Source organism: Kamptonema animale CS-326 (assembly GCF_028330895.1).
Lineage (GTDB): Bacteria > Cyanobacteriota > Cyanobacteriia > Cyanobacteriales > Microcoleaceae > Kamptonema > Kamptonema formosum.
The window spans coordinates 1-12,703 of sequence record NZ_JAQMUA010000021.1 but is presented as its reverse complement, the minus strand read 5'-3'; the positions used below and the strand labels follow the sequence as shown (position 1 = coordinate 12,703).

13 protein-coding genes and 2 pseudogenes are annotated in these 12,703 nt (G+C 40.5%); 12 read left to right on the top strand and 3 right to left on the bottom strand.

Going from position 1 to position 12,703, the window contains the following annotated elements; genetic code table 11:
- Positions 1 to 536 (top strand): transposase (locus PN499_RS01825; RefSeq protein ID WP_272029907.1); only part of this gene is annotated, 536 nt, incomplete at its 5' end.
- Positions 537 to 995: 459 nt separating this feature from the next.
- Here the strand turns inward: PN499_RS01825 and PN499_RS01820 are convergent.
- Entirely contained in the window at positions 996 to 2,186 is a 1,191-nt protein-coding gene (locus PN499_RS01820; RefSeq protein WP_272029905.1) for a response regulator, read from the bottom strand.
- A 489-nt stretch (positions 2,187 to 2,675) separates the two neighbouring features.
- Between PN499_RS01820 and PN499_RS01815 the strand changes: the two genes are divergently transcribed.
- From PN499_RS01815 to PN499_RS29630, 4 genes and pseudogenes are all read left to right on the top strand, one after another.
- Positions 2,676 to 3,041 (top strand): ATP-binding cassette domain-containing protein, encoded by a 366-nt coding sequence (locus PN499_RS01815; protein ID WP_272029904.1) that lies wholly within the window; start codon positions 2,676 to 2,678, stop codon positions 3,039 to 3,041.
- Between the two features lie 168 nt (positions 3,042 to 3,209).
- Complete coding sequence (locus tag PN499_RS01810) at positions 3,210 to 3,335, top strand: hypothetical protein (protein ID WP_272029902.1); 126 nt, start codon at positions 3,210 to 3,212, stop codon at positions 3,333 to 3,335.
- 14 nt (positions 3,336 to 3,349) lie between these two features.
- Positions 3,350 to 3,649 (top strand): annotated as a pseudogene (locus PN499_RS29635) (transposase); the annotation flags it as partial.
- Between the two features lie 2 nt (positions 3,650 to 3,651).
- Positions 3,652 to 3,795 (top strand): annotated as a pseudogene (locus tag PN499_RS29630) (hypothetical protein); the annotation flags it as partial.
- A gap of 66 nt (positions 3,796 to 3,861) precedes the next feature.
- On the opposite strand, the gene PN499_RS01800 reads toward PN499_RS29630, so the two are convergent.
- Positions 3,862 to 4,257, bottom strand: coding sequence for a metallophosphoesterase family protein (locus tag PN499_RS01800; protein ID WP_272029899.1), 396 nt, complete (start codon positions 4,255 to 4,257; stop codon positions 3,862 to 3,864).
- Between the two features lie 151 nt (positions 4,258 to 4,408).
- Positions 4,409 to 4,672: a hypothetical protein gene (locus PN499_RS01795; protein WP_272029897.1), complete on the bottom strand. Its 264-nt coding sequence runs from the start codon at positions 4,670 to 4,672 to the stop codon at positions 4,409 to 4,411.
- A gap of 100 nt (positions 4,673 to 4,772) precedes the next feature.
- Here PN499_RS01795 and PN499_RS01790 point away from each other — a divergent pair, with 100 nt between their 5' ends.
- From PN499_RS01790 to PN499_RS01760, 7 genes are all read left to right on the top strand, one after another.
- Positions 4,773 to 4,961, top strand: coding sequence for a hypothetical protein (locus tag PN499_RS01790; protein ID WP_272029895.1), 189 nt, complete (start codon positions 4,773 to 4,775; stop codon positions 4,959 to 4,961).
- Between the two features lie 277 nt (positions 4,962 to 5,238).
- The gene (locus PN499_RS01785; protein ID WP_272029894.1) at positions 5,239 to 6,588 is read left to right on the top strand and encodes an AAA-like domain-containing protein; all 1,350 of its coding nucleotides are present in this window, start codon (positions 5,239 to 5,241) and stop codon (positions 6,586 to 6,588) included.
- A 73-nt stretch (positions 6,589 to 6,661) separates the two neighbouring features.
- Entirely contained in the window at positions 6,662 to 8,293 is a 1,632-nt protein-coding gene (locus PN499_RS01780) for a hypothetical protein (protein WP_272029892.1), read from the top strand.
- A gap of 66 nt (positions 8,294 to 8,359) precedes the next feature.
- Entirely contained in the window at positions 8,360 to 9,019 is a 660-nt protein-coding gene (locus PN499_RS01775; RefSeq protein WP_272029890.1) for a hypothetical protein, read from the top strand.
- A gap of 106 nt (positions 9,020 to 9,125) precedes the next feature.
- On the top strand, positions 9,126 to 11,402 hold the full coding sequence (locus PN499_RS01770) for a TOMM precursor leader peptide-binding protein (RefSeq protein ID WP_272029889.1): 2,277 nt from the start codon (positions 9,126 to 9,128) through the stop codon (positions 11,400 to 11,402).
- 6 nt (positions 11,403 to 11,408) lie between these two features.
- On the top strand, positions 11,409 to 12,491 hold the full coding sequence (locus tag PN499_RS01765; protein WP_272029887.1) for an amidohydrolase family protein: 1,083 nt from the start codon (positions 11,409 to 11,411) through the stop codon (positions 12,489 to 12,491).
- A gap of 17 nt (positions 12,492 to 12,508) precedes the next feature.
- Positions 12,509 to 12,703 (top strand): hypothetical protein (locus PN499_RS01760; RefSeq protein ID WP_272029885.1); only part of this gene is annotated, 195 nt, incomplete at its 3' end.

The following is a 12,703-nucleotide window of genomic DNA, read 5'->3' as shown; positions in this document are numbered from 1 at the left end:
TGTCAGCGAGTTGCATTGAAGGATATGTATTTTTAGACCGGATAAGTTGGGATAACTTTAATGAATCAGGAGACTTAAAAGCACAAATAGAAGCCTTTAAAAATTACACAGGATATTACCCAGAATCAGTCCATGCAGATCGCATTTATCGAACCAGGGAAAATCGAGCCTGGTGTAAAGAAAGAGGAATTAGAATCAGTGGGCCTCCGTTAGGAAGGCCACCAGCAAATGTGAGTAAGGAAACCAAGAAACAAGCCTTAGAAGATGAGAGAATTAGGAATGCAATTGAGGGCAAATTTGGACAAGGAAAAAGAAGATTTAGCTTGAATCTAGTGATGGCAAAACTTGATAATACTTCCCAAACAGCCATTGCTATTACTTTTTTAGTAATGAACCTTTCTACCTGGTTGCGCCGGGTTTTTTGTGTGTTTTTATGTCGAACGGGCAAAACAACACCTGTTTTTGAATTGAAGATAATCTCCAATTATATTTTGAGGAGATTAACGCAAGAAAAACCTATATTAAATCGAGCTTGAATATATTGATCGCTCCTGTTATTGGTTTGCGATCAATTATTCAGCAAGCCCTAATTATATCATGTCCAGTTGCATCAGTGGCGTAAAAACTTTGCAGAAAATATCTGCCTGAATCTGCGTTCATCTGTGGTAAAAATTACCCTCGCGATTAAGAGGAACAGAGTATTATGGACTGTTTCTTAAAGAAACTAAATTTTTCTGAATTACTAAGTAGGTGGACATAAATAAACGTAAGGTGGGCGCTCGCCGCAAAAATCTTGTAACAAGAAAGCTAATATGGTTTCGGCGAGCGCCCACCCTACAAGTTATATAAGCGTTTATTTATGTCCGACTACTTATGAAGTAAAAAGGTATCACTTCCATAGAGAATAGTTCTGTCTTTTGTCGATAATAAAGTGCTTTTTTCGGATACCTTAATCTTTCTTTACACAGCATCGTTTATTTATGTCCGACTACTTATTATTCTAACTGCGATTCTATCTTCATCTTAAATTCAAGTAGCTTAATATTTGTGATATCGCGAACGGTAATCGAACAACCATCTCCAAATTTAACGGCAGTTAAGTAATAGTATATCTGCTGGTTATTATTTTTCCAATAAAATTCTTGTTCGAGCACTTCTCCCGTTTCAACTACTTCTAGAAGTAAATCAAACAGCGGGGGAGTAAGTCGGTCAAAAAGTTTTTTTAGGGTAGACTTACCCATGATCTGTTCTCGTTTTTGACCAAATAACTTAGCAAAGACAGGATTAACCACCAAGCAGTGAAAATCGTTAACTTCTTCAGTTATCGTATCTCTTACTGCTTGCACGGCGGCAATTCCATCTTGGGAACTGTTCAACAAATTCGCCAGTAAAATTCGAGATTGATAGAGAATTTCTGCGGTTTGTTGATGTTGTTCTATTTGTTCTTTCAACTGGTGCTTTTGTTGTTGGATGGTGAGTTGAGTGTGAATCCTCGCAATAACTTCTTCGGATTGAAAAGGTTTGGTGATATAATCTACTCCACCTACTTTAAAAGCTTTTACTTTATCGATAACTTCGTCTAGCGCACTTAAGAAAATCACCGGGATTTCTGAGGTAATTTCATCGGCTTTTAGGGCTTGGCAGACTTCATAACCATCCATTTCTGGCATTTTAATATCGAGTAAAATGACATCGGGAGGGTGATTGCGGATCGATCTTAATGCCATCTTCCCGTTGGTGATGCTGCGAACTTTATAACCGCGTTGGATTAATATGTCTGTTAAGAATCGTAGGTTTTCGATCAGGTCGTCAACAATTAAGATATTGCCTTTGGTGTCTGAACTTTCATCAGTGTCATTTTCTGCTATTTCTTCTTCACGGGGAGTGGAGGTGGTGCAATGCGTTTCTATTACCCGTCGAAAGTTATTCTTGGTGATTTTTTCCTCGAAGGCATCTGAAAGGCATTGCCATAACAGCCAAGCTAAATCTTTAATATAGCCAACGCTGAGATATAAGCTTTCGGCAACGTTGCTGTAGGTTTCGTTATCCCAAGCAGCTTTGAGGATTTCTTTTTCTGGGGGAGTCAGTTGTTTCCCTGTTTTGGATTCTAGGGTAGCTTCTATAAGTTGCAGTGCTTCATCACTTGTCGTGGTTGACTTGGTATTTTCTGGGCAGGGTATTTGCATTTTATCAATCAACTCAGTTTGAGATCGATCACTAGGTTTTCTATTTCAAAAAACTCAGTCTCATTACTCCTGTTCAATTGAGTTTAGAGAAGAAACGATGTGGCTGACTGCTCTAACAAGGCTACAATGCTTTACTTTACCAGTAATAAGCAGTGAGTTGAAGTTCGTCAGTTATGATATGGCATTCTTCTGATAGCCAGCAAGTAAACTTTATTGATGCTTACCTGCAATAACTCGGTAAAAACACTGTATTCAGTTTTCACCGCCTAACCGAATTGCACAACTCAAGTTTTGCCTTTTAAGATATCAAGTTAAGATTGGCTGGGATTAATTAATCAAACTCCCCATTGGCTTAGGTTTTGGGGATTGTAAATTTTTTTACTCGATAACGACTAAGTTGCTTAACTTGGGAAAATTTCTCTTATCTTGCGAAGAGAGTGCCTTCAAGAGGTAATTTTATTTAATACTTCTCTCCGTGAAAATATTAGAATGGGATATTTAGAAGCCACCGATGAACAAGTAGAAACCGCCGCCAAAAACGCAGAAATTCACAAGTTTATTCTTACTTTACCTCAAGGTTACGATACCCCTGTGGGTGACAGAGGCGGACAGCTATCGGGGGGACAACGGCAAAGAATCGCCCTCGCTAGAGCATTAGTTAGAAATCCTGCTATTTTGATTTTAGATGAAGCTACCTCAGCCCTCGACCCAGCAACAGAAGTTGAGATTATGAATACGATCGAGCACCTTACTAAAGAACGTACAATTATTATGATCACCCACCGTATGGCTCATGCCTTGCGTGCAGATAAGATGTTTGTGCTGGAAAATGGCAGTATTGTGATATCAGGTTAGCCATACAGACTTGTTGGAACAAAAAGGAATATATACCACACTTGGGCAACACGGACATCGCTCCAATAACGACCTGACAATCTCAAGCTAGTTTATTTGGCTCTTTCGTACTTACTATGCTAAAATATTAGTAAATAGTTGGGATCAAAGTTAATTATGAAAAAGATAATGACCAAACTGCTAAACCTACCCGGAGTTATAGTAGAAGAAAGCAAACAAACAGATGAAACATTAATTTTCGAGAGTTCAAGTAGAGACAAAAACGGCAATCTGCCCACACTGTGGTCGAAGTAGTCATCGTCTTCATCAAAATCGCAGAAGCCTTAAAAGTTAGGGAAAAAGCTAAATTATTTACCAGCTTGAAAGGAAGTAAATACATCTTATTAAAAGGCGCTGTTAAATTGTCAAACAAACAAAAAGAAAAGTTAAACCAAGTAAAAGAAGCTTCGCCGTTAGTAGGAATAATGCGCTCGTTAAAAGAAGAATTTCATTACTTATTTGAAAACAGTAAAAACTTAGGAGAAGGGATATTGAAACTAATAAATTGGATTGAAAAAGCCGAGCCATACTATCGAAATAGTGTGCCAACGATTCAACGGTGGTTTGGGATATTCCTGAAGAATATTTGCAACATTTGTCACCGTTGGGTTGGGAGCATATCAATCTTACGGGTGATTATATTTGGAATTTAAAGCAGGCGAGCAGTTTTGACAACTTACGCCCTTTGCGGGTGAAAGAAAATAGGTATCGCTGAAATGCTTGAGGGATAAAGGTTTTAGCCTTAGCGTACAATTTTCCCGTTTGGGCACGGTGATGCCAGCTACGGTGAAATTTCGCAAAAAGCGATTTTGACATGGTAAATTTGAATCTTGTCTAAGTCTTCCTGTGTAATGGTCATGTCCTGATTGCCGTGCACATACATAACCTTTCCATCGAGCGCAGTCAAAACCTCACTTAGCTTTCCATTCGGACCAAAAACTTTAGGATTTGCTGCCATAATGGCATTAAAGCTAGGTGGTTCTTTGTCAGGTGGATAAGTCCAAGAATCAACCACATCACCTAGAATAATTAGTTCCCGAATCGAAGAGGCATTCTCGATAAGCCAATCAAGAGCTTTTACTAAGTAAGGCTCATGAATGTCTTTCTGATACCAAGCGGTTAGAGCGTTCGTACCAATATGAATATCACTAAAAGAAATAAATTTGTTTTTGGACATGATATTGACCTTGAAATAATTTTTTACTGACTTTTCGAGGCTAAATGGGATGGATCTAGCGAAGCTATTATGGAGGGAAATCTAGATAAATTTGCAGGTTTCCGTCCTGGAGATGGTATGAATAACCGTTCATCAATAATTGCCCAAAGCCTTATTTTCTATAAATCTCAGCTTCCACCGCAACCGATAACGTCACTGTCTCGCCCACAATCATTTTAACTGGCGCATTCCCCTGAGACTTTTCCCCAATTTCCGACTCCCTTGCAGCTAAGGTTGGCGTAAGGGATAAATCCGTATCCGTTCCATCCTCGTTGATAAAATATCCCCTTAACTCAAGACGCAGAAAAGTTACGCTTATATCTGACGAGAGATCGCACTGGTTTGAAATGGTATATGGTTGAGAACTTAATTTCATGTCTAATACCTAAAGTGAGTAAAAGTTTCGCAATAATTCAACTGTTGGACAGTTTTGGCCAAGGGCAATCCGAGTCTTTCGATTCACAAGAAACCGAGCCATGAGTAACAAATTTCTGACTGTAAGTTTCAAGTGGTCTTTGAAGATGTCGTCGGTAATGACCACCGCCATCGTTCCCTCAAAAAAAGCTCAACACCGGGATCTAGCAAAACACCCTCAATATTTGGTAAAACTACACCCTCAATCCTTATACACCCGATTTAATAGCCTTACCTGCTTTGCTCAATAGCAATTTAATTAAGGCTTAGTTGTAATAGTTGGCTAGAGATACCGTATTCATTTTGCACTGCATAACTCCATCGCACCACTCAAATTTGGCTTTTTAAGATCGCAAGTTAAGATTTGTCAGGATTAATTAACCAAACTCTGAATTAGCTAAGGTTTTGAGCATTGTAAAGTTTTTATATCCATAACGGCTAAACTGCTAAGTTGCTTAACTTGCTAAAATAAGTTGCTTAACTTGCTAAAATTTTTTTATCTTGCAGATCGAGGGTCATAAGAGCATAGTGTTACACCATCAAGAAAAACAAAAGCGCATACGCGGTGTAATCCTTACCCTACAAGGATCTAAAAAGTTAGAGAAAGCGAAAGCAGACGCAGAATTTGAGGAAAACTGCGGGATTCGGTATACTTTAGAACAAGTGAGCGATCGCACCGGGTTAGCTGTGAATACCGTGATGAAGATATACGATCGCGAAGTTGGAGTCGATCGCAATACCCTAAAAAGGTGCTTCAGTGCTTTTAATCTGATTCTGGAGCCAAATGATTATTCCTGGGTTCCTCAGAGTGACGAGGTAGAAGCATGGCATACCCCACCAAAACAAGAAAAAGGCATAGAGCCAGAATTCCCGGGGGGCCAAGTTCCCCTCGATTCCCTCTTTTACGTGGAGCGCGGCTTAATTGAATCTGAATGTTACAAGACTATTTTGCAACCGGGAGCGCTGATTCGCATACTCGCTCCCAGGCGGATGGGGAAATCTTCCCTGATGGCGCGGATTCTCCAGAAAGCTGCCGAGCAAGACTATCGGATAGTTATTATAGATTTTCAGTTAGCGGATAGAGAAATTTTTCAAGATTTAGATAAATTCTTGCGCTGGTTCTGCGCCAACGTCGGTTTGGGTTTGCAACTTCGCAATCAGATTGCAGAATATTGGGATGAGCTTTTTGGCAGTCAGGTTAGCTGCAAGATGTATTTCGAGCAGTATTTGTTACCCTCAACAACCAAGCCTGTAGTGTTAGCTTTAGACGATATCGATCGCTTATTTCCCTATCCCAACCTGGCGAGTGACTTTTTCGGACTGTTACGAATTTGGCACGAGGAAGCCAAAAATCGGGAAATCTGGCGAAAACTCCGGTTAGTTGTGGTACACTCAGCCCAGATGTATATTCCGCTGAGTGCCAATAGATCGCCCTTTAACGTAGGGCTACCGATCGAACTACCACCATTTAACAGCGAGCAAGTGCAGGATTTGGCGAAACGGCAAGGACTGGATTGGTCATCTGAAGATGCCAAGCAACTGACGGCTTTTGTAAATGGAAATCCGTATTTAGTACGGGTAGCGCTTTATCATATCGGGCGCGGTGAAGTCACGCTAGAGCAAGTTTTGCAAACCTCCTCTATTTCAGAGGGAATTTATAGCGATCGCCTACAACAACAATTGTGGAACTTACAACAGGAGCCAGAGTTGCTGGTAACATTTGTGCGAGCTGTAAAAAGCAGTACACCTGTAGAGTTGGATTTAGTGGAGGCATTTAAGTTAGAAAGTATGGGGTTGGTAAATTTACAAGGCAATCAGGCAACGGTAAGTTGCGAGTTGTTTAGGCAATATTTTAGCGATCGTTTCGGTAGCAGTTGAGCGGATTTTTCAGAACAACTGTGGCTTGCGATCGATCCAGTTCAATAAAGTTAACTAAAAGCACATAAACCTTATGAGATTCATCAGGCGTAGATTGTTTGTGATTTTGGTCATAGCCTTTATCGTTATTTTTGGAGAGATAGCACTTGCCAGCGCGATTAAAAGAAATCAACCGCTAACTCAGCCACCCATAAAAATAACCCAAGCATTTAAGGACATTGCTCACAATCCTGATTTTACTAAAGATAAAAATGTTGTGCCTGTTAATCCTGATACTCAGGAAGAAGACGCAATTAATGAATTTGCTTGGAGAGTTTTCATTGCTTTAAACTGGCCAGTGGATTGTCAAGGAAAAACATTATCTGCTATTGAGCCTCCAGGTCAGAAAAAACTCATCGGACAAGCTCCCGAAAACCCTCGCGCTTGGGAACTATACCCTTCTCCCAAGGATGTATTTCCGCCAGACGGAGCAACACCACCATCACTAGGCGAGCTGCCAGAATACAATAAGTGTGTGGGTGATGGAAAGGGATCAGAAATAGAGTACAAACCAAATTTACGACTGACGGAGGCAGAAATACTAGCTAAAATAGAGGATTTTAGTGAGGTTGATAGAGAGAATAAACCAAATATAGTGACAAAGAATGGAGAATTAAACAATAATATTATATCGCTGGCGGATATTGATGCCGTGATCCACATTCCTTTAGTAGATCAACAAGGTAACTACGTTATTAATGAAATTCGCATGAACCCAGTTGAATATGAACAAATCAGAAACAACAAATGGTTTGCCAGCAACAATTTAGTAACATTTAAAGAAACAGAGCAGCAGTTAAAACTTGTGTGTAGTAGTGGATATAAATACGATGGATATGAAAAATATTGTAGTGAGCAAAATGGTGAGGGCGCGATTGAAATCAAGGCGGCTTGGAGAGTATTTGATCGGCGAAGTTCCGATCAAGAAAAAGCGAAATACTATACTACTAAGCGAAAGATTGCTAGCAATACGGGCGATCTCCTAAATGAGGAAGTCGAGTTGGGGTTAATTGGATTCCATGTTATGCATAAAACTAGCAGTCAAGGTTGGATCTGGTCTACATTTGAGCATATAGATAATGCTCCCTCCTGCGGTAAACCAGAAAAGACACGGTATACCTTATACAACAACGAGTGTAATATAAATAAAGAAAACTGCGAACAAAACAAACCTTATGTAAAACCACCATACCTTTGGTACATCAGTAACGATAAACCCAAAGCAGTAACGATGGAAGAATCTGTAGATAATATCCCATTGATTAAAGATCAGATCCCATCCCAGATTTGTCGCTCAAATGATATAAGTGAATCAGTCAAGAAACAGAACGACAAGTGGCACACACAACTGAAGACTGTCGATAAATCATCGGTATGGCAGTACTATGAATTGATTGGCACTGAGTGGCTAGCAAATCCGTGGGATAGTTACGAATCTGAAAGAGCCATTAAACACACAACATCGCCACTGACTAATGTTACTCTGGAACCTTATGTTAAAAGAGTTACCTGTATTGTTTGTCATACTTCTGCACGTCTGCCGGGAGAAGACAATTCTTGTCAATTCATCAATGCTCAAGTAAATACAGGTCAATTAAATGCTAAAATAAATACAGGGTGTGCTGACTTTAGCTTCTTGATAGATAATGCGAAACCTAGTCAATAGCTTACTGCCCACCTAAATTGATAATTTTTGTACCTAGTTTCAAGTTAATCTGAGGAGGTTTTTAAAATGGCACAAGGACTACCGAAAGATCTGAAAGCAGACTTGACCAAAATAAAGAACGGAGTAGAACAATGGTCTCGTCTCGTTGCCTGGTCTTGGACTGATTACCTAGTATCTATGCATCCTCAAGAAGAGGAAAAACTGAAAAAATTCTTTATACAAGTTCTTCAAGAACAAGCTCTGTATAGGAATGCAGTCAATATTTACGAAGACGACAGAATGAAGAGAAGTGCGTTCAAAGCTAGTTTCAACATAAAAAAACTCTTCATGGGTAAAAATGAAGATATTGATGACTCAGAAGTTGCCAATCTAAAACTGACTTTGCCTGATGTTTACGAAGCACTTATAGGTGCTAAAAAGAAAAGTGTATGCGGAGAAGAATCTATGAAAGAATATCATGTCGAGGTATTGACAGATAGTTTTTCTGGTTCTTTTGAAGAGATACTCGATCCTCAAACATTTATCAAAGAAGCCAAGGAGCATATTCTGGAAAAGGATCATCAATATATTGAGGGTGTGAAATATATTGCCCGTATTGCCTATCCACCCCGTCCTGCATTCAGTCCTGCTACGATCACAGAGGAGAAGTTGAAGAAGTGGATTTCAAACAAAAACGCTAATGATTATCTGCCACCTTCGGCTTATATTCCTCTTAGTATGACGTAAAACATTGCAAATTTGAGATGGCATAAGAGGTAGAGTCTGGCTCAGCTCCCCGATTTCTTGAAGAAGTCGGGGGGCTAGATTATAGGTTAGTTGAGTTTAACTAAATATGTTGAAAAGACCAAGGTTTAAGACTCAATTTCGTGTTGAGACGCTTGAGGGAGAGGGGACATTTCTTTTATCTGAAAATGGCTCAATTTTTTTGAGCGATCCCATCTACCAATCTATCTGCCCCTTACTTGAAGGAAATCACACTGTTGATGAAATTGTCGATCTCCTTCAGGAAGAATTACCAGATGCCTATATTTATTATGCGCTGATGGAACTGGAACGTCAAGGCTTTCTCATTGAAAGCGAGACAATATTGCCTGCAAATCTAACTGTATTTATCGAGCATTTGAATGTCAATATTAAAGATGCTTATCATCGTTTGCAAGAAACTAAAGTTAGAGTCAAAGCTTTAGGTTATTTATCTGCTTCTAGTTTTATTGAAATTCTTAATTCCTTACATATTCAAATTGCTGAAGATGCAAATTTTGAAGTTGTTCTAACTGACGATTACTTGCGCCCAAAACTGGCAGAAATCAATCAAGAAAATCAGATACGATCGCGGCCTTGGATGTTGGTTAAACCGATAGGAACGTCGTTCTGGATTGGCCCAATTTTTCATACTCCACAAACAGGTTGTTGGGAATGTCTGTCTCAACGCTTGGAAGGTAATCGACCGCTCGAAAAGTTTATCCAGCGACGCAGAAATAATTTCTTTCCACTAACACCACCCCTAGCTGACTTGCCATCAACCCAGCAAACTGCCCTGACAATGGCAGCAACAGAACTCCTGAAATGGATTATACAGGGAGAAAATAAATGTCTAGAGGGAGTGCTAATCACCCATGATACCCTAACATCGGAAACCAGAAAGCACCCATTAATTAAACGGCCTCAATGTAATTGTTGCGGCATTCTTAAAGCTGAGGATCGTCAGCCTTTACCTGTAGTAATTGGCAGTCGTAAAAAAGAGTTTATCACTGATGGGGGACACCGTTGTGTTTCACCAGAAGAAACTTTTGAGCGATACAAACATCATATTAGCCCGATCGTGGGAGTTGTGCGAGAGTTGGGAAAACTCTCCCGTAACTCCAATGGTTTAACTCCGACTTATTTTGCCAAGCATCATTTTGCTTCTATGTTTGATGAATTCAGTTTCTTACAGCAAAATTTGGGAGGAAGAAGTGCGGGAAAAGGAAGAACTGAGGCTCAAGCAAAATCCAGTGCTTTTTGCGAAGCAATCGAACGTTATTCTGGTGTTTTCCAAGGAGATGAATACAGAATCAAAAGTAGCTATCAACAATTGGGAAACAGAGCAATTCATCCCAACCATTGCATGAATTTCAGCCAGAACCAATACGAAAACAGAACAGACTGGAATGCCAAATGTGGCAGCTTTTTCCAGCGCGTTCCCGAACCATTTGATGAAACGCGAGAAATTGACTGGACACCAGTTTGGTCTTTAACTCACCAAGAATTTAAGTATCTACCAACAGCCTATTGTTATTTTGGCTATCCACAGCCACCGCAACCAGATTGTTGGGCAGATACTAACGGTTGTGCGGCCGGTAATACGCTGGAAGAAGCTATTTTACAGGGCTTTATGGAATTGGTAGAGCGAGATAGCGTTGCCCTGTGGTGGTACAATCGGATTTCCAGACCAAGGGTAGATTTAGAGAGTTTTGATGAGCGATATTTTCAAGATTTGGTCAATTATTACCGATCGATAAATCGCGAAATTTGGGTACTCGATATTACCAGCGATCTGAATATTCCCGCTTTTGCTGCGATTAGTCGCAGATGCGATTCCCTACGGGATAGCTACGCTTCACGCGAAGTTGAAGATATTATCTTAGGTTTCGGTGCCCACTTCGATCCTAAATTAGCAGTACAGAGAGCGCTTACTGAAGTCAACCAACTGCTTCCACCTGTCTTAACAGCTAACGCTGATGGTACGACTCAATATGCTTCTTCTGCCGATCCGCCCGTAATAAATTGGTGGAAAACAGCTACTTTACAGAATCAACCTTATTTAGTGCCAGCATCACAAATCGCTTCCAAAGTCTATTCTGATTATCCTCGCGTCGATAACGAAGATTTGCTAGACGACATCAAGCTTTGTCAGCAAATTGTCGAACAAAAAGGAATGGAAATGCTAGTTCTCGACCAAACTCGCCCCGATATTGGCTTAAGAGTGGTGAAGGTAATCGTTCCGGGAATGCGTCATTTTTGGAAGCGCGTCGCACCTGGACGACTTTATCAAGTTCCAGTGCAATTGGGTTGGTTAGAAGAACCAATGACAGAAGAAATGCTTAATCAAATACCTGTTTGGCTATAGGGGTATATGCTCAAAGGATACAAAATTATTGATGCTGATTCTCACATTTACGAACCGCACCAGATGTGGTTAGATTATCTCGAACCTGCATTTAAAAGCTTTGCCTTATCTTCCGATCTAAAAATTAAAGGTGAATCGATTGTCAATCCCCATTCCGATCGCCTCCGTTTGGAAGCAGGTAAACAAGCGATCGCAGCCCATCCTCGATCTTGGCTGAATAACTTCGATCCAGAATCTCACATAAAGGCGATGTATCAAATGGGCGTTGATATCGCGTTTATTTATCCCACTTATTTTTCATGGATTATTGGTATAGATACGATCGCTCCTCAATTAGCAGGTGCATTTGTTCGTGCTTATAACAATTGGCTGCGGGATTTTTGCAGTTATAATCCAGAAATTTTGCGAGGGGTAGGAGTTGTCAATCCCCACGCGCCAGAAGAAATGGTAATAGAGTTACAACGAATCGCCGATTTTGGCTGGAAAGCAGTTTTTTTACGTCCTAATCCCGTGAAAGGGCGGTTATTGAGCGATCGCGCTTACGAGCCTTTTTGGACTGCGTGTGAAGAGTTGGAAATTGCTGTTAGTTTACACGAAGGAACTCACAGCCGATCGCCTACGGCTGGAGCAGATCGCTTTCAAACTCGTTTTGCCCTCCACGCTTGCTCTCATCCGATGGAACAAATGATGGCACTGCTTTCCCTGATCGAAGGCGGTGTCTTAGAGCGTCATCCTAAACTGAAAGTAGGATTTCTAGAGTCTGGCTGCGGCTGGCTTCCCTACTGGCTGTGGCGGCTCGATCGCGAATATGAAGATTTGCAATGGGAAGTGGTCGATCGTGTCAAAATGAAGCCATCCGAATACTTTCGTCGTCAGTGCTTCATTGCGATCGAGCCTTCCGAGCCTTATTTACCCCAACTGATAGACGCGATCGGTTCAGATAACTTAATCTTTGGCTCTGATTATCCTCACATGGATCATAAGCCCAATGTGGTTAAGGAAGTGGTGGCTCTAGAAGAGGAACTTTGTCAGGAAATTGTGCATAAAATTGTTTGGGATAACCCTGCTCGTTTTTATGGCTTGAACTGACCCCAGGAATAAGTGAAATGGACAACTATCAGATTCTCTGCCAGATTTATGAAAGCTCTAATTCATTAGTGTATCGGGCTGTCCATAAATCTAGCCACGATCCCGTTATCCTGAAAATTCTCAAGGAAGATTATCCTAGTCCCTCAGAATTAACTCGATATAAACAAGAATACGAAATTACCCGCTCCCTCCAAAAAATTGATGGCGTAATC

Bases quoted from the DNA above. Each gene is read 5' to 3' on its own strand.
- PN499_RS01765 (WP_272029887.1), top strand. From the start codon at position 11,409: ATGCTCAAAGGATACAAAATTATTGATGCTGATTCTCACATTTACGAA.
- PN499_RS01770 (WP_272029889.1), top strand. From the start codon at position 9,126: ATGTTGAAAAGACCAAGGTTTAAGACTCAATTTCGTGTTGAGACGCTT.
- PN499_RS01790 (WP_272029895.1), top strand. From the start codon at position 4,773: ATGAGTAACAAATTTCTGACTGTAAGTTTCAAGTGGTCTTTGAAGATG.
- PN499_RS01815 (WP_272029904.1), top strand. From the start codon at position 2,676: ATGGGATATTTAGAAGCCACCGATGAACAAGTAGAAACCGCCGCCAAA.
- PN499_RS01820 (WP_272029905.1), bottom strand. From the start codon at position 2,186: ATGCAAATACCCTGCCCAGAAAATACCAAGTCAACCACGACAAGTGAT.
- PN499_RS01795 (WP_272029897.1), bottom strand. From the start codon at position 4,672: ATGAAATTAAGTTCTCAACCATATACCATTTCAAACCAGTGCGATCTC.
- PN499_RS01800 (WP_272029899.1), bottom strand. From the start codon at position 4,257: ATGTCCAAAAACAAATTTATTTCTTTTAGTGATATTCATATTGGTACG.
- PN499_RS01810 (WP_272029902.1), top strand. From the start codon at position 3,210: ATGACCAAACTGCTAAACCTACCCGGAGTTATAGTAGAAGAAAGCAAA.
- PN499_RS01775 (WP_272029890.1), top strand. From the start codon at position 8,360: ATGGCACAAGGACTACCGAAAGATCTGAAAGCAGACTTGACCAAAATA.
- PN499_RS01780 (WP_272029892.1), top strand. From the start codon at position 6,662: ATGAGATTCATCAGGCGTAGATTGTTTGTGATTTTGGTCATAGCCTTT.